We start from the raw sequence: 19,175 nt of genomic DNA, 5'->3' as shown, positions 1-19,175 counted from the left end.
CATACGATATTCGCACTGGTGTGATTGAACGTTGCAGTTGCAACATCACACTTTATATGCTATGATCATGTGCGGGGGTGAGCGTATATGTTGAAAGAGGTTGCAAAAATCAAGGACTCACGTTTGTTTGAGAATATTAAGGAAACCGAGCTGTCCGCCATGTTAAATTGCTTAGGAGCGGTAACCAGAGAATTTCAAAAATCAGAGTTCATTTTTATAGAAGGCTTTGAACTGAAACAAATCGGCATAATAATCAACGGAACTGTCCATATGGTTAAGGAAGACGTATGGGGTGAAAAAACGATTTTGACTTCCATGGAATCCGGAGAAATATTCGGGGAAAGCTTTGTGTGCGGGGAATATGACAGCAGTTCCGTATCATTCCAGGCTGCAACCGACTGCAAAATACTATGCCTGTCCTTTCATCGTGTACTCTGCTCATGCAGTAAGTCCTGCGTCTATCATCATAAACTTATTGAAAATATGGTCACTTTAATCGCGCATAAAAACGTGAAACTTATGAATAAAATGGAAATACTGTCAAAAAAGTCAATAAGGGAACGTGTTTTGACATGGCTTTCTCAACAGGTGCAGTTGAACGGAAGTGAAAAATTTGAGTCGCCGTTGGGACGTATTGAGCTTGCTGATTATTTGTGTGTGGACCGCAGTGCCTTAACCAGAGAACTTTCCCGTATGAAGGCTGATGGATTGCTAAATTACGATAAAAACACATTTTCCATGAAGAAGTTATCATAAGAAAATCAAACATACTTTTTTGAATGGCTCCTGTTATCGGCGGGAGCCATTTGTTTTTTTAGTCATTTATCACACGTAAATTGAAAATATATGAGATAGAGTTTACTTTGCACGGCACCAAGCTCTTTAAAAAGTGGCAGCAGACTTTCTTCATCACAGTCATATCCGATGAAGAAGAAAGCCTTATAAATATATTCCATTATCTCACAACGGGTAGACGAATTTTCATCAGAGATTTCTAGGAAAGATGCCGTATAAAGCAACCCAGAAAGCAGTGCATATTTCAGCTGTGAATTTTGCATGCGATCCAACCCTATAATATCAAAATCGTTATTGCGCCCGCAGGGTGAGGCGCATTGCTGGCAGCGCGGTACCAATTTTCGCTTTTCCTCATGCAGTATTTCAATTTGACTGTAAATTTGTTGACAGGAATAATTCTTGTCTGGGAAACTCATTCGCATTCCTTTGATAAAGGCTCTGTCTGTTTCCTGTGTCGGTCTGTTTACGTTTCCCTCCGTTGCACGTGCAAGCCCGATCAAAGCTCCGACCAGCTGCTGTTTTGCAATTTCTGTTTTTTCACTTTTATACATCGAAATTCCTCCTATATTGGTTAATAAGTGATACTCATTATAGAACCAAAAATTGTTTCAGTGTGTTGCGCTTGCAACGTCGTTGCTGAAATAGATCAGTATAATAAAAAGTTGAGATATCAACAAGACCGCCGGGAAGTGCGGCTCTAGCGCTGTATAAGGAGGAAATTATAGATGGGCTTTTACCTCAACGAAGAAGACCTGAATGCAATTCTGGAATGTTGGAAAAAGGATTATAAGATTTGCGGGCCGGTTCGGATGGCTGGAGGCAATACTTTTTCCGATGTGGATTGTGTCCGATATGGGATCATTAAAAAAACCGACGATATTGTCTTCAATCAGAAATCGGATTATTCCTTTAAGGAGGTACTGTTTCCCCTTTCCAAGACCCTCTTTTCATTTACTGACGAGCAAGTATGTGAAACATCCGCAGATAAAAAGGGTATAATCATTTTTCTTCGCAGCTGCGACCTGCATGCAGTTAAGCGGTTGGACGCAATTTACCTTCAAAATGGCCGCAACGAAGATTATTATTACAAGCGGGTGCGGGAGAGAACAAAATTTATTCTGATAGGCTGCAGAGAAGCATTTGACAGCTGTTTTTGTGTTGATATGGGAACTAACCAAACGACGGTATACGATATGAGCCTTGAGCCCACAGACGGCGGTTTTCTCGTCGACAACCACTGCGAAGCATGGAATGAACTGCTGAAAAAGCACTGCATGGATCAGCGGGAAGTGATTCCTTCACACGTTTCGGAGACGGAAATCTGTGTTTCTATTCCCAAGGGGCTTTCCCCTGACGTAGGCAAGTCAAAAATATGGGACGAATATGACAGCCGATGCATCAACTGCGGCCGCTGCAATTTCGTTTGTCCCACCTGTACCTGTTTTACTATGCAGGATATTTCAGAAAGCGGCATTGTCGGGGAGCGGCGACGTGTTCACGCATCCTGCATGGTGAACGGTTTCACTGACATTGCGGGCGGCGGGAGTTTTCGAAAGAAAAACGGCGAGCGGATGCGGTTTAAAGTCTTGCACAAAGTCTATGACTTCAATGAACGTTTTGGTTATCAGATGTGCGTCGGCTGCGGGCGCTGCGATGATGTCTGTCCGGAATACATCTCTTTTTCTCATTGTGTCAACCGCTTAAAGGACGCTGTCGAGGAGGTAAAAGACTATGCCGCAAAATGAATATGTTCCGTTTTCATCCGAAATCAAGGAAGTAATCAGGCATACGCAGATTGAGTATACTTTCCGAATGGCCTATGCAGGTAAAGTAAAGCCCGGGCAGTTTTTCGAGGTATCCATTCCAAAGTTCGGCGAAGCGCCCATTTCGGTCAGCGGCACGGGCAGTGGTACGATAGACCTGACAATACGAAAGGTCGGCCTTGTCACGGACGAAGTTTTTGAACGCTATGTTGGCGAGCGGCTCTTTTTACGCGGCCCATACGGCAATGGCTTCGATCTGACTGACTTTAAAGGGAAAGAAATCGTTATCATTGCCGGTGGGACAGGCCTTTCCCCGGTCAAGGGGTTGGTAGATTATTTTGCGAACCATCCTGATGAAACACTGGGTATGACGTTAATTGCGGGTTTCAAATCTCCAAATGATATTTTATTTAAAGAAGACCTGAAACGCTGGAAAAAAACAATTCAGGTCATACTGACCGTGGACGACGCGCAGGGAGATGATTCCTATCAGGTCGGCCTTGTCACGCAGTACATTCCTCAACTGAAATTCAAAAGCAATTCCGAGGCGGCCGCGGCTGTCGTCGGCCCGCCGATGATGATGAAGTTCGCCGTTCAAGGTCTACTGAATGAAAACTTCATAGAAAAGAATATCTGGATTTCGCAGGAACGAAAAATGTGCTGCGGTGTCGGGAGATGCGGGCACTGTAAGATCGGCAGTAAATACGTGTGTCTTGACGGGCCGGTATTCAATTATGCCGCAGGCAAAAATCTGGTCGACTGAGAAGGGATGTGTTTTTGATGGATGTCAATACAAAAGCGATGAAAAAGAACGCTTTTCGTGTTACCAAGGAGCGCGGAATGACTGCCTCGCGGATTCGCGTGCCCGGCGGACATATGGATGCGAAATATCTATCCATGATTCAGAACATCGCGGAAACTTACGGAAACGGAACTGTTCACATTACCAGCCGACAGGGTTTTGAGCTGCCCGGTATCCGTTTTGAGGACATGCCGCAGGTCAACGAAATGCTTCAACCGGTCATTGAGGGACTCGGCATCAATCAGGCGGAAGCAGGGGAAGGCTATCCAGCTTCCGGAACCCGCAACGTGACCGCCTGTATCGGCAGCAGGGTCTGTCCCTATGCCTGCTATGATACAACGGCGTTTGCGCAGCGAATTGAAAAAGCGATATACCCCAATGACCTGCATTTTAAAATTGCTTTGACGGGTTGTCCGAATGATTGTGCTAAGGTCCGGATGCACGATTTCGGCATCATGGGAATGACCGAGCCGCATTTGGAGCCTAACCGCTGTGTAAGCTGTGGTGCTTGCGTAAAATTTTGCAAAAAAAAATCTGTAGGCGCGCTCAAAATAGAAAAATACCGTCCCAGCCGCAATGCAGAAAAGTGTATTGGGTGTGGCGAATGTGTCCTGAACTGTCCAACCCGCGCCTGGACCAGAAGCAGTCAGAGATATTACCGTTTAACCCTATTTGGCCGTTCAGGGAAGAAGAATCCCCGGTTAGGCGAAGATTTTATTAAGTGGGCGGACGAGGACAGCATTGTGAAAATCATTCTGAACACGTATGACTACGTGGAGCACTACATAGACCGCAAAGCCGTAGGCGGCAAAGAACATATCGGCTATATCGTCGACCGCACCGGATTTGAAGAATTCAAAAAGTGGGCGCTCCGCGACGTTTCGCTTCCGGAAATTGCGGAAGTATCCTCGCCGGTCTACTGGCAGGGAATCAAATATTGAACAAAAGCATAAACCTTTCTGATTTAAAAATCCACCCGGTTAAACCCATTTGTAACGGTTTTTCGGGTGGATTTCTATGCCGTTTAGCGTAGTTACATCGCTTCACGCTTGTTCAGATCTTCTAAAATCTCTGGGTACTCCCGATCCAATTTATAGCGTGAAAGAACGGCAATCTGAAACACAATGACTGCCAGCGGCAAGGCAAGATAAAGCCATTTGATCGCATCGACTGCGGATGCGGAAGGGGTTCCGGTATGTGCGACGTATCCGCTGAAAGCAAGCGCCAACGGCAGCAGAGCGCTGCCGACCGCAGAACCGAATTTTTTGCCAAAGTTCGTCATGCTGAATAATATCCCCTCGCTGTGCACGCTACTTTTCCAATAGCCGTATTCAACGGTATCGGCGAGCATGGCCATGGAAACGCCGGTGATCGGTGCGTTGCCCATTCCCCGCAGTAGGTTGCCTGCCACAGCCATTGAGATACTGTACGGATTAAAAATCTGCAAAAGGATGCCGGCGGCAGAAACAGCTAATCCCGCTATCACTGCGTTGCGTTTGCCAAAGTGCTTTACAAGTGGTGCGATGAAAAACATGGCCGCTATACGCGGCAGAGTATTTGCGGTTGCCAGCAGGCCGATCAGAGTTCTGCTCCCCAAAACATACTGTGCGTAATAGATTTTGATTCCGCCCGAAACCGGTGCCAGAACGTAAGACGCCGCAGCCACTACGAAGAGCATAAACCAATATTTGTTGTTAAGTAACGACCTGAAATCTTCCCTGACCGGAATCCTGACTTTTTTCACCGACTTTGCCTGTTCAACCCGCTCTTTTGTAAAGCGGTAGGTAAACAGATAAAAAAGCACCGCCAGCGCGCCGTAAAGGATAGCGGCAAGCTGCCAGCTGCTTTTTCCGTCACCCAAAAACTTTACAAGCGGCAGTGTGCAGTTGTTGACAGCAAGCGTTCCAATGAGAGACATCACCATGCGGAAAACGTTCAGCGACGACCGCTCATACGGGTTTTGTGTCATCAGAGAATTCAGAGCACCGTAAGGAATATTCAGCGAAGACAAAAAGAAATTTGTAAAGGTGTAGGTAATAAAGATATAAGCATATTTCCCAGCATCCGGTAGATTGGGAGATGAGAACAGCAAAACGCCGGAAACCGCGAGCGGCAGGCTCATATGCAGAATCCACGGTCTGGCTTTCCCGCTCTTCGATTGTCTCGCGTCTACTAGCAGCCCAATCAGGAGATCAAAAAAAGCGCCAAGCAGCCGCGATGCGAAAAATATGGCTCCCACCGCGACGGCACTGACCTTCGCAACATCAGTATAGTAAAACAGCAGATACGCACTCATGGAAACCGATATGCCCACATCCGCAAGGCCGCCGCAGCCGTAGGCCAGCTTTTCCGAAAAGCCTATCCTTCCGTCATCTTTTTGCGTTCTTAGCGCAGCAGCTACAAATTTCATGGTATCTCTCCCAAAAATGTTTTCATTAGTATACAAAAAATATTTTTGTCAACATGTTGCATCTGCAACATCACGATTTCAAAAATCTGTGTAAAATCAAAGACAGAAACGGGGGTGAGAGAGATAAGCCGCATATTCGAAGTAAGTGCTTATCAGACATCGGCATCCGAATTCTTTGATAAAGTTTTACAGAATCACACGGATCTTGTGCTGGATATTCGGCTAAAAAATGAATCGCAGCTTTGCGGATTTACAAAGGGAAAAGACCTTGCCTATTTTGTTCCGAAAATCTGTCATGCCGCTTATGTCCATGATCGTTTTTTTACCCCGGAACCGGGGCTGTTGGATCGTTATATCCATAACTGGATTCAGTGGGAGCAATATTCGTCGGAATACCGGTCTGTCATGGAAGCAAAAAACGCTGTCGGTTATTTTCAGGAGCATTACGGGAATTACCCCGGTGTTTGCCTGATCGGTACAGCCACAAATAAGAGGCGTTCACACAGCGAAGTCCTTTGTGAGCTTCTTACAGAAACGGAAATTAAGAAAGGTGAGCGCTTTTGAATTTTTATCGTAAAATCAAAACGTATTTTTCAAATAAAAAACAGGAGGAATATCAAATGGAAAACAAAATGTTTTGCTATCAATGTCAGGAAACAGCCGGATGCTCCGGCTGCACGCAGGCGGGCGTCTGCGGTAAAACGCCGGAAACGGCAAATTTGCAGGATATTCTCATCTATGTGACTAAGGGTTTGTCTGAGGTAACCACGCGCCTGCGCGCCGAGGGAAAAGTTGTTTCCCATGACATCAACCAACTTGTCACGGAAAATCTTTTCGTAACCATTACCAATGCAAACTTCGACCCGGACTTTATCATAGACCGTATCCAGACGACGTTAAACCGAAAGGCCGAGTTGTTGGGTCAGCTCAAAGACCGCGAAGGTCTCTCTGAGGCTGCGTTGTGGAATGCGGATAAACAGGAATTTGCAGCCAAATCATTCTCGGTCGGCGTTCTTGCCACAGAAAATGAAGATATCCGCAGTCTCCGCGAGTTGATTATATACGGTCTGAAAGGTATGGCTGCCTATTTAAAGCACGCGAACGCGCTTGGCAAAGAAAACGAGAATATTGATGCGTTCCTGCAGAGCGCGCTTGCCAAAACGATGGACGACTCGCTTGGCGCGAATGAACTTGTAGCCCTGACGCTGGAAACCGGAAAATACGGTGTGGATGCGCTCGCCCTGCTGGACGAGGCAAACACCTCCACTTACGGAAAACCGGAAATCACAAAGGTAAATCTGGGTGTCGGCAAAAATCCAGGCATCTTGATCTCGGGTCACGATTTGCGCGACCTGGAAATGCTGCTCAAGCAGACGGAAGGCACCGGCGTCGACGTTTACACCCATTCCGAAATGCTCCCCGCGCATTACTACCCCGCGTTCAAGAAGTACTCGAATTTTGTCGGCAATTACGGCAACGCCTGGTGGAAACAGAAGGAAGAATTCGAAGCCTTCAACGGCCCAATCCTCATGACAACAAACTGCCTTGTTCCGCCGAAGGACAGCTATAAAGACCGTGTTTATACAACAGGCACCGTGAGCTATCCCGGATGCACTCATATTTCAGGCGGCCCCGGCGAGGAAAAAGACTTCTCTGCGCTGATTGCCCATGCTAAACGCTGCACTTCACCGACCGAGCTGGAAACCGGCGAAATCGTCGGGGGCTTTGCGCACGACCAGGTGCTCGCGCTTGCGGACAAGATTGTGGACGCGGTAAAATCCGGCGCGATCAAGAAGTTTGTCGTCATGGCTGGCTGCGATGGGCGTGCAAAGTCTAGAAACTACTACACCGATTTTGCGAAAGCGCTTCCAAAAGATGCGGTTATCCTGACTGCTGGCTGTGCCAAGTATAAATACAACAAGCTCGACCTTGGCGATATCGGCGGCATTCCGCGCGTACTTGACGCGGGTCAGTGCAACGACAGCTATTCGCTGGCGGTCATCGCGCTCAAGCTCAAGGAAGTGTTCGGCCTCGACGACATCAACGATTTGCCGATTGTTTACAACATCGCATGGTACGAGCAGAAAGCGGTTATCGTATTGCTTGCACTTTTGTCCCTCGGCGTGAAAAATATCCATCTCGGCCCCACGCTGCCCGCGTTCCTTTCTCCGAATGTGGCAAAGGTGCTGGTGGAAAATTTCGGGATTGCCGGTATCGCCACAGTCGATGAAGATATCCAAAACTTCTTTGGTCAACAGGAAGAGCAATCCGCTGCAAAAGTAACAGGCGGCACACTTATCAGCGATATTCTTCGCCTGAATGCGGATGCCGAACGAATTTTAACGGACAGCGGCATGCACTGCCTCGGCTGCCCCGCGTCTCAAATGGAATCGTTGCAGGACGCTTGCGCGGTTCACGGAATTGAAGTCAATGAAGTTTTGCAAAAACTGAATCGATAAACGGCAGGACCGGTGCGGTAACACCGCACCGGTCCTTTTTATAGGAGGACATGAAATGAGCGCATTTTTAGGCCCTATCCACGAGTGGATGTATCAGAAAATAAAAGGGCAGGAATCTCTCGTTCAGGCTGTTCTGACTCTTTCCGAATCACATGGGTGGAAAGAAGGACTGCGACAGGAGATCAATCAGAAATACGGGGAACTTGAACAGGGTTCACTGGAAGAAATCGTCGATGAAACCAATATTCACGGCTGGCTCTCTGAGCGCGTTGCATGCGTTGAAAACCGTTTGGCTTATGCGGTAACACAGCTTTTATGCGGCCATGAAGAAAGAAGCAAGGACATTTTATCTGTGTTTTACAAGGATGGGCAGGAAAAGGGGGCATCGCTCCCATCGGAGTCTGACTGTACACAGATTTACACAGAAATGACCGATTCCCTTCTGGACGGAATGCCATGCGACAGTGCAGTAGAGGTTCAGGCCGAAAGTCAGGATGAGGTCGTTTGGAATTACGTCGGTGATATCCACGAAGCCTATTGGAAAGCACTTGGCGCAGATGCAGATGTCTTTTATCGTTTGCGTGCCGAATGGGTCAAAGGTTTTCTGTTTCAAAAACCGGTTTTGTTTGAGCAGCTTGGTAACCGCACATTCCGGATTTCAAGAGGGTAACTTATGAGTACAACAATTTTCGAGTCTCTGAAAGAAGAGCATGACCGCATTTTGGAATTCTGCGGTTATGTTCGAAATACATGTGCGAATTGCGTGGAGAATCATAATATTCCTATTGCGGAGTTTCGCAGTATGGTTCAATTTATTCGTGATTATGCGGACGGACATCATCATGGAAAAGAAGAAAAAATTCTGTTCAAAGAAATGCTTGACCGTATGGGCGGCGTTGCGGTCAACCTTGTCCAGCACGGCATGTTGGTGGAACACGATTGGGCAAGGCTTCTGGTGACGGACTTGGAAAAGGCACTGGATGAATATGAAAAGACTAGTTCTAACATGAGTATGCTTAACATCATCGCCAACGCCGTCGGCTACTGCAATTTGCTGGAGCGCCACATTGAAAAGGAAAATACGGTTGTATATCCCTATGCAGAAAAGAATCTTGATCCCGATGTGGTTCAGAAGATGACTGAGTTGGCGGAAAAAATGAACCGCGAAGACTTTTTCATGGAACGGTATTCCTACACTGCTAAAGAATAGCTTTTGGGGCAAAATGAAATTCGTAGTAACTATAAATATTTTGAATAATCATACATTTAGGAGGCGAAATCATGAAGTATAAAATATCAGAGCAATGTTACACAATCGGAAAAACGATTATAAAGCCAGATAAGGAATTTTCTTTTTTAGCTTACCTTATTACGGGGGAAGCAAACGTTTTAATTGATACTCTCCCCGACAGGGCTACTTCCATGCTAACGGAGGAAATCGCTTCGATTATTGGGGAAAAGCCACTGGACGCAATTATTCTGAATCATTCCGAAGAAGACCATAGCGGCGCCTTGCCAGATGTGCTGCAACGATACCCCGAAACTCCTATCTTCTGCACGGCGGCCTGTAAAAAACGTCTCATCGGCGGACTTCCAAAAGCCAGTTTTCAAGTTGTTCGAACCGGCGAAGCCATCGAATGCGGAGAATACAAGTTCACATTTTATGAGACTCCGGGACTGCACTGGGATGATAACATGGTTACTTTCTGGAACACGAATAACATTCTTTTCTCCAACGATTTGTTTGGGCAGTATGCGGCAGCAGAACCTCCAGTAGACCATGATTACCCGACGGCTACGCTTCTGGACGCGACAGAAAGCTATTACGATAAAGTATTTGAACCTGCTTCGAAAGCAGAAAAAGAGATTGTTTTAGACTTGGCGAATTTGCCGATTCAAATGATTGCGCCTGGACACGGATTAGTTCTTGAAAACAAGTTCCCCGCTATCATGACGCTTTACAGAGATAAAATAAAATAGGAAGCACTTTTAGGTCACTGTTGGGTTACAGCTCTTCAGTGACCTTAGTTTTTCATCACAATACGGGCAGAGTGTCCAGTACCAACTTATGTGCGTATATACCAAGCGACCACCTCCTGCTGTAAGATTTATCCTACAACAGGAGGTGGTCGCTTGTATTTGGCATAGCATAGTTCAGTGGAAATAAACAGTTGTAAAAATTTGTTTATAGAATTCTAGTGAAATTATTATCCCGGTCAAGCAGGCTTTCCACCGTTTCATAGCCCAGCGTATGAAGTAACTCCAAAACATACGGGTTGTCGGCCGGCGTTTTGATGTCGGTCTCATCTCCATAGTGATTTACCGCCTCACGGGCGGCATCTTTGCCGATCAGAGACTTCGGCCCGCCCACGCATCCGCCGCGGCATCCCATTCCTTCGATAAAATTCGCGTGAACATTCCCGTCCGCGATTTCTTTGAGGAGCTTTTTGCAGTCAACAACACCATCTGCGTGCTGGGCTTTCAACGGTATTTTTCTGTCCGGACTCAGCCTGTCAAGCGTTGCCTGCACTGCTTCGCTGACACCCGACGCTCTTGCGTAAATACGACCCGCTCTTGAGGAATGATCGCTCTGGTCTTCCTCAAATTTTTCGGGATGGATGTCCATGAGCTCAAAAAGCTCTGCAATCTCCTCAAACGTCAGAACATAATCCACAGCATCGGCAATATCCGGTTCGCGTGCCTCCGCCTTTTTCGCAAGACAGGGACCGATAAATACGGTTTTTGCTTCCGGGTGGATTTTCTTAATAGAGCGGCCGCAGGCCACCATTGGAGAAACAGACGGTGGCACGTGGGGAATCATCGTCTGGTAGGATTTCCGAATGAGGGCAATCCATAACGGGCAGCAGCAGCTCGTAAGCAGGAAGTCTTCATCATTTTGAATTTCACGGTTAAATTCGAGAGCTTCTTTCAGGGTTAGAATATCTGCGAACAGAGCCACTTCAACCATACCGTAAAATCCCATGTATTTAAAAGCGCTTCTCAGCTTGCCGGATGAGACATCCGCAGTGAATTGCCCCGAAAAAGCAGGCGCAATCATAGCGTAAACCGGTACCTTTTTATCTTTCAGCAGATGAAGCACAGCAAGGGAATCCTTCCGCCCGGAGAGCGCATGCTCTGGGCAAACATTGACGCATTCGCCGCAGCCTGTACAATTACCGGTTATCACGACGTTGTTATGATGATCGCGTTTAATTGCGTCAAAAAGGCAGGCAGCTTCGCACGCACCTTTACTGTCGGCACAATTTTCACATGTTCCGCTTCTTATGATGAGAGGCTCTTTTTCAGGGTGTAAAAGCGCATTTAGTAATTTAGTTTCGCTAGGGTCTCCATTTGTTCCAATCGTTTTGGATACACTCTGAAGCGTTTCGCTAAATTCCGCTTTTTTCAGCTTCAGATCAAGTTCATCGTATGAATTCATATCCTTACCTCACACTCTAATCTTCAATCTTCCACCAATGGGTAGAGTTTTACGTCTTCTCGATGGATTCTTTCCTCAATTTGGCTGAAGATTTTTCCGCTGTCCGCAGTAAAATAGTCTTTTCTTTGGAGAATTTTAAAAGGTGTGTTATATTGTTGAACAAACGAACTGAACAAGCCCGCAAGATTGCCCATCTCGTCATTGAAATTTTGTGATGTATTCCTTACTGCCTGATTCTTACTTTGCATGAGCGCAGGGTATAGGAATTGATCCTCCGACATCAGATGCATTTTTAATTTTCCCGACAAGGCGTTGATATTGTAAGCAATCTCATTTGCCTTCTCTTCAGGTCCGGTTATAATAAGAGTGTCAATATTTTTAATCATTGTCAGAACTTCACCATGCTGTTTTTTTAACATATCCAGGTTGCTCATCATTCTGTCCTCCTTCATCGTTCATAACGGTGACAATTCAGTACTAAATATTATGACAATATTATATTGCGTTCGCGATGAAACCGCTGTTGCATCTGCAACAGCAGGGAAAATATTTTCCATTTTTGTGTTGCTCGTATCATTCAAGCTAACCGCGATGACGCCGTTTAAAAGCAAAATAAAGCGGCAACCGATTTCATGCAGGCCGCCGCTTTTCTTACTTAACTAAACTGTCTCTATTCGACTGTGATTACCGAAACGGGGCATCCATCCTGCGCTTCCATGGCTTGGTCCTCCACTTCTTTCGGGACGTTTTCCTGATGAACTTCAGCCACTCCGTCGTCAGCTATCCGGAAAACCTCCGGGCAGGTTTCCGCACAGAGTCCACAAGAAATGCATCCGCTTCTGTCAAGTTTTGCTTTCATAAGATTCTCATCCTTTCAAACTGTAACAAATAATTGATGTAAAAACATGTTTATTACTGAGGAAATACAACCGTAAGCAGCATCTTGAATCTCCCGTCCGCCGCCACAGCGTGCGGGACTCCCGCCGGCATCACAATGGTTTTTCCTTCAGCCAGTGAAAAGTCCTGATCCCCAACGGTAATATGCGACGTTCCTTCAAGGACGGTTACCATCGCGTCCCCATCCGATGAGTGCGAGCTGATCTCTTCATTCTCGTCGAACGCGAACAGGGTAATACTCACAGCCTTATTCTGCGCAAGGGTTCGGCTCACAACTTGTCCCTGCTGGTATTCAACCAGCGCGGGTAACTCCAATTCGCTCTTAAATTCAATGTTTTTCAAATAATGTGTCTCCATACTGTAAACCACCTTTTTAAAAAATTCTTGTGTTACTCTGAAACTAGGCGCTTTTCTCCCTTGATAGTTTGAATAGGCCGGATATTTTGTGTTACTTCCAGCACACCAAGATACTCACCCTTTTCGCTGTGGACTGCAAAATACCGGATAAGAATATATTTTTCGCCCATGTCAATCCAGAAATCTTCACTCTCTTTCCGTCCGGTTTTAAAATCCTCCACGAGCTTTTCCACGATGTGCACGCTTGCCGGTGGATGGCAATTGGAAACCTTCCGACCAATAATCGCCTTTGTGCGTGGAAAGACACGTTCAGCTCCCTGCGAAAAATACTTTACTGTGTCATCTTTGTCCACAAAGGTAATGTCAATGGGCAGAGTGTCGAGCATCCGCACAAGCTCTTCGGCTCTCAGTACTCCGGTCGGTAGGGTAATGACACCCGGCGCGGCTTTTTCCTGCCGCACGGTTTCGTCCTCTTTTTTCGAGACTGGTGACCAGTCAGGCACGCGGTCAATCAAACAATAGCCAAGTTCGCCGCTTTCCTCGGCAATGCGACTCCATTCGTCCGGTGTCAGATTTTCGAGCAACATCGGAAGCAGAATGTTTTCTTCTTTAAAAATCATCTCGCCAATCTTGGTGAAAAGCTCATCGATCGGTTCTTTTAATTGCGAGGTATCTGTTGTTTTAAGCCTTGTGTTGATTTTCTTGAGTTGCTCGCGGATTTCGTCGTCCACACCCCACATAACCTTGGGCGGGGCGGTAATGCCATACTGCTCCAAGTAGGGAAAGAGCAGATTTTCCTTTTTAAGGTAATGGCGGTCGATTTCGGTCAGCCGCCCGAGAGCTGTTTCCACATCTTTGCCGCCGGACGATTGGGTAATCTCTTTGCGAATCTCTTTGCGAATCTCTGCGATCAATTTTTCAATGGCTCTGTTTTCACGTTTGAGAGTGTTGACCGGATGTCCGAGAATCTCCGACAGGTCGGACGGCTGATGAATTTCCTCGATAGAGCCTTTGAACACAGCCGCGTGCACATCGCAAAGGCGCTGGATTTCAGAAACCGGCAGGCCGTTCGTGACAAGAGCCTGTTCCGCCTGCGCAATTTCCTCTGCGGATACTCCGCCGAACACGGCGGCAAATTGCCCCTTGACCTCTTCAACACTTTTGCCGTCGTGCAGTTGTGTGATCAATTCTTTCAGAACTTTCTGGCGATATTCCCTGTTATTGATTTCCTCACTCATGTGGATTCCTCCTTAATTTTGTAGCCGTGTTCCGCAAAAGTCTGCTTTATGGTTTCAAGGTTGAAATTCTTCATTTTTGCACCTTTTGGAATGGTCATGAACCTGCCCGCTGTTGCGAGCATTCCGGGCTTTGTGATATCCCGAAACCCAACTGCTTCCAATAATTTAGTGATTCCCGAATCACCGCTGCATAATTCATATACGGTCTTATTTAAATCTAGAATTTTGTCTTTCAATAGAATACCTCCCGCAGTCTGTTTCTGATTTCATCATCATTGTAACAGGCTGTGGGAGGTATTTCTGTGATTGCAATCAAATTTTTATGCCTTGTTGGTAAATTAAATATCCACAGATTTTCCAGCCGATGACTCAAGCATATCGCGATTCAGCAGCAGGATGCTTTTGTTTCCGTTCGAGCGGATGATTCCTTCGTTTTCCAATAGACCAAGTTTTCGGCTTACTGTTTCACGCGCGACTCCCAGGTAATTGGCCATACCCTCACGGCTCAGCGGTAGACGGATTAGTGTGCCGTCCGGCACGGAAGTTCCATATTTTTCGGCAAAATCAAGGAGCAGTGCGCTGACACGGTCGTCTATACTGCGCACCCCCATGCTTTGCAGGGCGCTTTCCATGTGAGAAATCCGCTTTTCCAGTTCTTCAATAATTTTTATTGCAATCTCCGGATATGCGTGAAGTAGCTCATAGAAACTTTCCTTTGTAAAAGAACATGTCCTGACCGGTTCCAGCGCTTCCACGGTGTAGGTGGATACCTGCCTTTCAAAAAGATTGCGCTCTCCGAAAAAGTCTCCTTCAGAAAATACATACAGAATCTGTTCCCGGCCGTCCGGCGTAATTTTAAAAGCCTTGGCACTTCCCTCGCTGACAATCACAAAGGCGTTCGCCGGATCTCCCTCTGAAAGAAGCGTTTCTTCCTTTCGATATTTTTTGTGGCGGATAATAGAAACAATATGGGTCATTTCATCCTGATTTAAGGATGAAAAAATCGGTACTTTGTGCATGCAGAGCTTATGTAAGCATTGTGCCTCGCATACTTCACATTTCTCCATGAAGCGTGTCACTCCTTTATTATCGGTTTTTTTATTTATCACTCGGTGTGAAGTCTTTTCAGCGTTTCCATATCGATGATTGTTATGCTTTTGGCATCATAGGCAATCAGGTTTTGATTGCGCATTTTCTTCAGTTCGCGGGATAGGGATGGTCTTTGAACCCCCAACTTTTCTGCAAGCTCTTTTTTGGATACTTCCAATCGTATCGTTGTATTTTTCTGAATTCGGCATTCATAAAGTAAAAATTCAATCATGCACTGGCGGATTGTTTTCATAGAAAGAAGTTTAATTTTTCCTGCCAAAATCAGTGTTTTGTCGGAAATCGACTGGAGAAAGTTCTCCAGAAATCCGCTGTTGCTTTGGCACAGTGATAGAATTAACTCTTTGTCCGCGTGAAGAATATCCGTATTATATTTCGCGGTCATCGTCATGGGATACGGATTGTTACGCGAGAAAAGAAGGTTTTCACCTATGGAATCACCGGCCATAAAGCTGCAAAGGGTGAGCATATCACCGTTTGAATCGATTCTTTGAACCAAAACCGTCCCACGTAAAACAATGTCAAGATTGACACACTTTTCGTTTTGAAAGTGTATCACAGCGTTTTTGGCGTATCGCTTGACACGGTAATGCTCTTTTTTAAAAAGCATCGATAATTCTTGGGTTGAAAAGCACCGGAACAGGCTGATCGATGCCAGCGTTGAAATTAAATCTTCCATAATTTTATCATCTTCTTTGCAAAGAGTAACCTATGTTACTCTCTTTTTTATTGCTTTTGATTATAATACAAATGAAATGGAAATGAAAGGAGAATTTATATTTGGAAAATTTATTTTTTAAACAAGCATCAAGACCAATTCCGATATTAAGTGAAAAGGAACCAAGTTTTCAAATGACCTATATCTCTATGAGGGGGGTCTGGGATGAGTCTTATTCAATTTGAAGGAGTGGAACGGGAATATATTGTAGGAGACAGTATCATAAAGGCCGTAAAGGAAGTCAGCTTTTCTCTTGAAGATAAATCGTTTAATGTTGTGCTCGGACAAAGCGGAGCGGGAAAAACAACCGTACTGAACATGCTGGGCGGCATGGATTCGCCGACGAAAGGGGTAATCACGGTAAACGGCGAAGATATATCAAAGCTGGGAGCAAGGGAATTGACTGCGTACCGCAGGGATAAAATCGGATTTGTGTTTCAGTTTTATAATCTGGTTCCCAACCTGACGGCATTAGAAAATGTACAGCTTGCAGAAGAAATCTGCAAAAATCCGTTGGATGCAGCGGAAATGCTGGAGCGAGTGGGTTTGGGAGAAAGAAAGAACAATTTTCCCGGCCAAATGTCTGGCGGCGAGCAGCAGCGGGTATCCATCGCCAGGGCATTGGCAAAGAATCCGCAGATTCTGCTTTGCGACGAACCTACTGGTGCCCTGGATTCCGGTACCGGGCGCATTGTACTGAAGCTGATTCGCGACATAGCTCGAGATATGGGAAAAACGGTGGTTGTGGTCACTCATAATGCTCCAATTGCCGAAATGGCAGATACCGTCATTCATATGCGGGATGGGCAGATAAGCGAAATCCAGCATACCGAGCATCCGCGGCCGGTGGAGGAAATTGTATGGTAAAGGGCGCACTCATTAAAAAATCCATCCAGGATATGAAAAAAAACCGGTCGCAGTTTCTGTCAATTTTTATCATGGCAACATTAGCCGTCGGTATGTCGGTTGGACTGGACACCATATGGACAACAATTGACGCCCACTCCCAGAGTTTTTATAGAGATACCAATATTTCAGATTTCTGGGTAGCGGCTTCAAATCCATCCGAACTGAACATGTGGAGAGTCCGAAATATAAAAGGCGTACAGAAGGCAGAAAAGCGTTTCACAGTAAATAATGCTACTGCCCGTATTGACGGAAAGCCTACATTACGGGTATATGCAGTTCCGTCGGGAAATACGCTTGACACGTCAGTGATAATGGCTGGAAAAAAGCTCAGTAAGCGTGGCTCAATCCTTGACCGTTCCTTTGCGCAGGCCAATCATCTTTCTGTTGGGGATACCCTTACCATAGAGGTAAACGATAAAAGAATAGACACAACCATTGAAGCACTCGCCCTCAGCAGCGAAAACATATACGCAACTAAAGACACTGCTTCCATGATGCCAGACCCGAAAAGATACGGATTTATCGCGATTGATGAGGATCGAATTGCCTCTGCTTACGGAGGATTGAAACCCTACAACCAGGTTGAAGTTCAGCTTGCTAAGGGAGCGGACGCTGTGGCAATACAGAGCCAGATGGACTCCATATTTGGAAGAAAGCTCAACTTTGTAATGGTTCAAACCGATAACCGCGGCGTTAATTTCGCAAATGCCAAGGTCATCCAATTCCAGTCGCTTGCCACGGTGTTTCCGTTTATGTTCTTTCTGGTTACCGCCTTGATTACTTTTAGCACAATGATGCGGCTGACAGAAGACCAGCGCAACCAGATCGGGATATTGAAAGCCCTTGGTTACAGCAGAAAAAGCATTTTATGGCATTATACCTCATATGGCATTTTTGTCGGCATGCTGGGAATCTTCGTGGGAATCATATTTGGGCCGAACGTGATTGGCAGGCTGTTGCTTTCGAAAATCAAAAACCTGATGACTTTTCCCGCTGAGACTATGGTTGTAAACATTCCAAAGTTCCTTTTCGGTGCTTCTATTATAATAACTTTTACTGCGGGAATCTCTTTCCTTTCGTGCCTGAAGCTTCAAAATGAAACGCCGGCTGATTTACTGCGGGCCAAAACGCCGAAAAGAGGGTCCCATATTTTTCTGGAACGTTTTCCTTATGTCTGGAAGCATATGAAATTCAGCCAAAAACTGATTGCGAGGAACGCTATGCGCAATAAATTCAGAATTGCTGTAAGCATCCTTGGTGTCTCGGGCTGTGTGGGGCTGATTATTGGCGCCCTTGCCCTGTTTGATCTGGTATCAGGTATTCCGAAAACACTTTATGAAAAAACATACTCTTATGACCAGAAAGTTATTCTGGACAGCGATACCACCGACAAAGCCATCCGGAATTTGAATCTCGACGGAACAGTGCAGGATATGGAGGAAAGTTCTGTCCAGCTTACAACAAAGGAGGGGCTGCGGAAAATGACCGCCGTCTCCGTCTTTTCCAAGGAGAGCCCGCTGATTCATCTTGAGGATGCGGAGGGAAACAGCGTTACGCTTCCCGATACGGGAATTGTCATGACGAGGAAGCTTGCTGAACTTATGCATGTAAAAGTCGGTGACACCGTAAACCTGAAGCGGAGCAGCGATACGTACTATCCTGTTATAATCATGAAAATCGTCTATATGCCAAGCGCACAGGGAATCTATATGACGGACGGTTACTGGCAGAAAATTGGCGAGAATTTTAACCCCACCTCGCTGTTGGTTAAATGGAATGAAAAAAATAATGACTTTCTAAACAGCGGTTACATAACAAGCTATACGGACAGGACAACTCAGAAATCTGATTTTGAGGGGAATCTCAGCGCAATCTTCGGCACTTCCCTTTTGCTGATTGTGTCGGGTGCGATTCTGGCTTTTGTAGTGCTCTATAACATGGGAATGCTGAATTTTGCGGAACGTGTAAGGGATCTTGCCACATTGGAGGTTCTGGGTTTCCATCAAAAAAATATCCGGCCACTGGTGCTAGCGGAAAATACTTTTTCTATCATTATTGGAATTATATTTGGGATTCCTATTGGAAAATATCTTGCCGGTACGATTGCCGATGGGTTCGGCGACGACTTCGATTTGATCAGCCATGTTGCCGCAGACAGAATTCTGATTGCGGCGGTGATAACACTGGCATTCGCGGCCATTGTAAACCATATTGTGCGTAAAAGAATAAAATCCATCGACATGCTTCAGGCGCTGAAGAGTGTAGAATAATTGATAAAGGA

Annotated in this window: 21 protein-coding genes; 11 read left to right on the top strand and 10 right to left on the bottom strand. The window is 45.9% G+C overall.

Going from position 1 to position 19,175, the window contains the following annotated elements:
• Nucleotides 1–87 precede the first annotated feature (87 nt).
• Nucleotides 88–756: a Crp/Fnr family transcriptional regulator gene (locus QOS46_RS06905; protein WP_283608426.1), complete on the top strand. Its 669-nt coding sequence runs from the start codon at nucleotides 88–90 to the stop codon at nucleotides 754–756.
• 62 nt (nucleotides 757–818) lie between these two features.
• On the opposite strand, the gene QOS46_RS06900 is transcribed toward QOS46_RS06905, so the two are convergent.
• Nucleotides 819–1,346, bottom strand: a complete 528-nt coding sequence (locus QOS46_RS06900; protein WP_283608424.1) for a hypothetical protein — start codon at nucleotides 1,344–1,346, stop codon at nucleotides 819–821.
• A gap of 174 nt (nucleotides 1,347–1,520) precedes the next feature.
• Here QOS46_RS06900 and asrA point away from each other — a divergent pair, with 174 nt between their 5' ends.
• Genes asrA through asrC form a run of 3 tightly spaced genes read left to right on the top strand, consistent with a single transcriptional unit; the run spans nucleotide 1,521 to nucleotide 4,301 of the window.
• On the top strand, nucleotides 1,521–2,540 hold the full coding sequence (gene asrA / locus QOS46_RS06895; protein ID WP_283608422.1) for an anaerobic sulfite reductase subunit AsrA: 1,020 nt from the start codon (nucleotides 1,521–1,523) through the stop codon (nucleotides 2,538–2,540).
• A complete protein-coding gene (asrB, locus tag QOS46_RS06890) occupies nucleotides 2,527–3,321 on the top strand; it encodes an anaerobic sulfite reductase subunit AsrB (protein WP_283608420.1) in 795 nt (264 codons plus the stop codon). The genes asrA and asrB overlap by 14 nt, the downstream gene beginning before the upstream one ends.
• Nucleotides 3,322–3,338: 17 nt before the next feature.
• Nucleotides 3,339–4,301, top strand: coding sequence for a sulfite reductase subunit C (gene asrC, locus QOS46_RS06885; protein WP_283608418.1), 963 nt, complete (start codon nucleotides 3,339–3,341; stop codon nucleotides 4,299–4,301).
• A gap of 92 nt (nucleotides 4,302–4,393) precedes the next feature.
• Here asrC and QOS46_RS06880 read toward each other — a convergent pair whose 3' ends face one another.
• The gene (locus QOS46_RS06880; protein ID WP_283608416.1) at nucleotides 4,394–5,770 is read right to left on the bottom strand and encodes an MFS transporter; all 1,377 of its coding nucleotides are present in this window, start codon (nucleotides 5,768–5,770) and stop codon (nucleotides 4,394–4,396) included.
• A gap of 114 nt (nucleotides 5,771–5,884) precedes the next feature.
• Between QOS46_RS06880 and QOS46_RS06875 the strand changes: the two genes are divergently transcribed.
• The 5 genes from QOS46_RS06875 (at nucleotide 5,885) to QOS46_RS06855 (ending at nucleotide 10,209) form a co-directional block, all read left to right on the top strand.
• The gene (locus QOS46_RS06875) at nucleotides 5,885–6,334 is read left to right on the top strand and encodes a DUF488 domain-containing protein (RefSeq protein ID WP_283608414.1); all 450 of its coding nucleotides are present in this window, start codon (nucleotides 5,885–5,887) and stop codon (nucleotides 6,332–6,334) included.
• Between the two features lie 56 nt (nucleotides 6,335–6,390).
• The gene (gene hcp / locus QOS46_RS06870; protein ID WP_283608412.1) at nucleotides 6,391–8,229 is read left to right on the top strand and encodes a hydroxylamine reductase; all 1,839 of its coding nucleotides are present in this window, start codon (nucleotides 6,391–6,393) and stop codon (nucleotides 8,227–8,229) included.
• 55 nt (nucleotides 8,230–8,284) lie between these two features.
• Nucleotides 8,285–8,899 carry a hypothetical protein gene (locus tag QOS46_RS06865; RefSeq protein WP_283608410.1) on the top strand — a complete coding sequence of 205 codons (615 nt, stop codon included), beginning with the start codon at nucleotides 8,285–8,287 and terminating at the stop codon, nucleotides 8,897–8,899.
• Nucleotides 8,900–8,902: 3 nt separating this feature from the next.
• The gene (locus QOS46_RS06860) at nucleotides 8,903–9,439 is read left to right on the top strand and encodes a hemerythrin domain-containing protein (protein WP_283608408.1); all 537 of its coding nucleotides are present in this window, start codon (nucleotides 8,903–8,905) and stop codon (nucleotides 9,437–9,439) included.
• Nucleotides 9,440–9,510: 71 nt separating this feature from the next.
• Nucleotides 9,511–10,209 carry an FprA family A-type flavoprotein gene (locus tag QOS46_RS06855; RefSeq protein ID WP_283608407.1) on the top strand — a complete coding sequence of 233 codons (699 nt, stop codon included), beginning with the start codon at nucleotides 9,511–9,513 and terminating at the stop codon, nucleotides 10,207–10,209.
• 205 nt (nucleotides 10,210–10,414) lie between these two features.
• Here QOS46_RS06855 and QOS46_RS06850 read toward each other — a convergent pair whose 3' ends face one another.
• The 8 genes from QOS46_RS06850 to QOS46_RS06815 form a co-directional block, all read right to left on the bottom strand.
• Complete coding sequence (locus QOS46_RS06850; protein ID WP_283608406.1) at nucleotides 10,415–11,668, bottom strand: [Fe-Fe] hydrogenase large subunit C-terminal domain-containing protein; 1,254 nt, start codon at nucleotides 11,666–11,668, stop codon at nucleotides 10,415–10,417.
• 23 nt (nucleotides 11,669–11,691) lie between these two features.
• Nucleotides 11,692–12,105, bottom strand: a complete 414-nt coding sequence (locus QOS46_RS06845; RefSeq protein ID WP_283608404.1) for a hemerythrin domain-containing protein — start codon at nucleotides 12,103–12,105, stop codon at nucleotides 11,692–11,694.
• 233 nt (nucleotides 12,106–12,338) lie between these two features.
• A complete protein-coding gene (locus QOS46_RS06840; RefSeq protein ID WP_283608402.1) occupies nucleotides 12,339–12,527 on the bottom strand; it encodes a ferredoxin in 189 nt (62 codons plus the stop codon).
• 53 nt (nucleotides 12,528–12,580) lie between these two features.
• Entirely contained in the window at nucleotides 12,581–12,922 is a 342-nt protein-coding gene (locus QOS46_RS06835; protein WP_283608400.1) for a cupin domain-containing protein, read from the bottom strand.
• Between the two features lie 32 nt (nucleotides 12,923–12,954).
• Nucleotides 12,955–14,160 carry a DUF438 domain-containing protein gene (locus QOS46_RS06830; RefSeq protein WP_283608398.1) on the bottom strand — a complete coding sequence of 402 codons (1,206 nt, stop codon included), beginning with the start codon at nucleotides 14,158–14,160 and terminating at the stop codon, nucleotides 12,955–12,957.
• Nucleotides 14,157–14,396 carry a DUF1858 domain-containing protein gene (locus QOS46_RS06825; RefSeq protein WP_283608396.1) on the bottom strand — a complete coding sequence of 80 codons (240 nt, stop codon included), beginning with the start codon at nucleotides 14,394–14,396 and terminating at the stop codon, nucleotides 14,157–14,159. The genes QOS46_RS06830 and QOS46_RS06825 overlap by 4 nt, the downstream gene beginning before the upstream one ends.
• Before the next feature lie 102 nt (nucleotides 14,397–14,498).
• The gene (locus QOS46_RS06820) at nucleotides 14,499–15,227 is read right to left on the bottom strand and encodes a Crp/Fnr family transcriptional regulator (protein ID WP_283608393.1); all 729 of its coding nucleotides are present in this window, start codon (nucleotides 15,225–15,227) and stop codon (nucleotides 14,499–14,501) included.
• 38 nt (nucleotides 15,228–15,265) lie between these two features.
• The gene (locus QOS46_RS06815) at nucleotides 15,266–15,946 is read right to left on the bottom strand and encodes a Crp/Fnr family transcriptional regulator (protein WP_283608391.1); all 681 of its coding nucleotides are present in this window, start codon (nucleotides 15,944–15,946) and stop codon (nucleotides 15,266–15,268) included.
• Nucleotides 15,947–16,150: 204 nt separating this feature from the next.
• Between QOS46_RS06815 and QOS46_RS06810 the strand changes: the two genes are divergently transcribed.
• Nucleotides 16,151–16,852, top strand: a complete 702-nt coding sequence (locus tag QOS46_RS06810; RefSeq protein WP_283608389.1) for an ABC transporter ATP-binding protein — start codon at nucleotides 16,151–16,153, stop codon at nucleotides 16,850–16,852.
• Nucleotides 16,846–19,164 (top strand): ABC transporter permease, encoded by a 2,319-nt coding sequence (locus QOS46_RS06805; RefSeq protein ID WP_283608388.1) that lies wholly within the window; start codon nucleotides 16,846–16,848, stop codon nucleotides 19,162–19,164. Before QOS46_RS06810 ends, QOS46_RS06805 begins: the two co-directional genes overlap by 7 nt.
• The last annotated feature ends 11 nt before the right edge of the window (nucleotides 19,165–19,175 follow it).

Source organism: Faecalispora anaeroviscerum, from assembly GCF_947568225.1.
GTDB lineage: Bacteria > Bacillota > Clostridia > Oscillospirales > Acutalibacteraceae > Faecalispora > Faecalispora anaeroviscerum.
The sequence above is the reverse complement of the archived record's forward strand: the minus strand, read 5'-3'. Positions and strand labels throughout refer to the sequence as shown.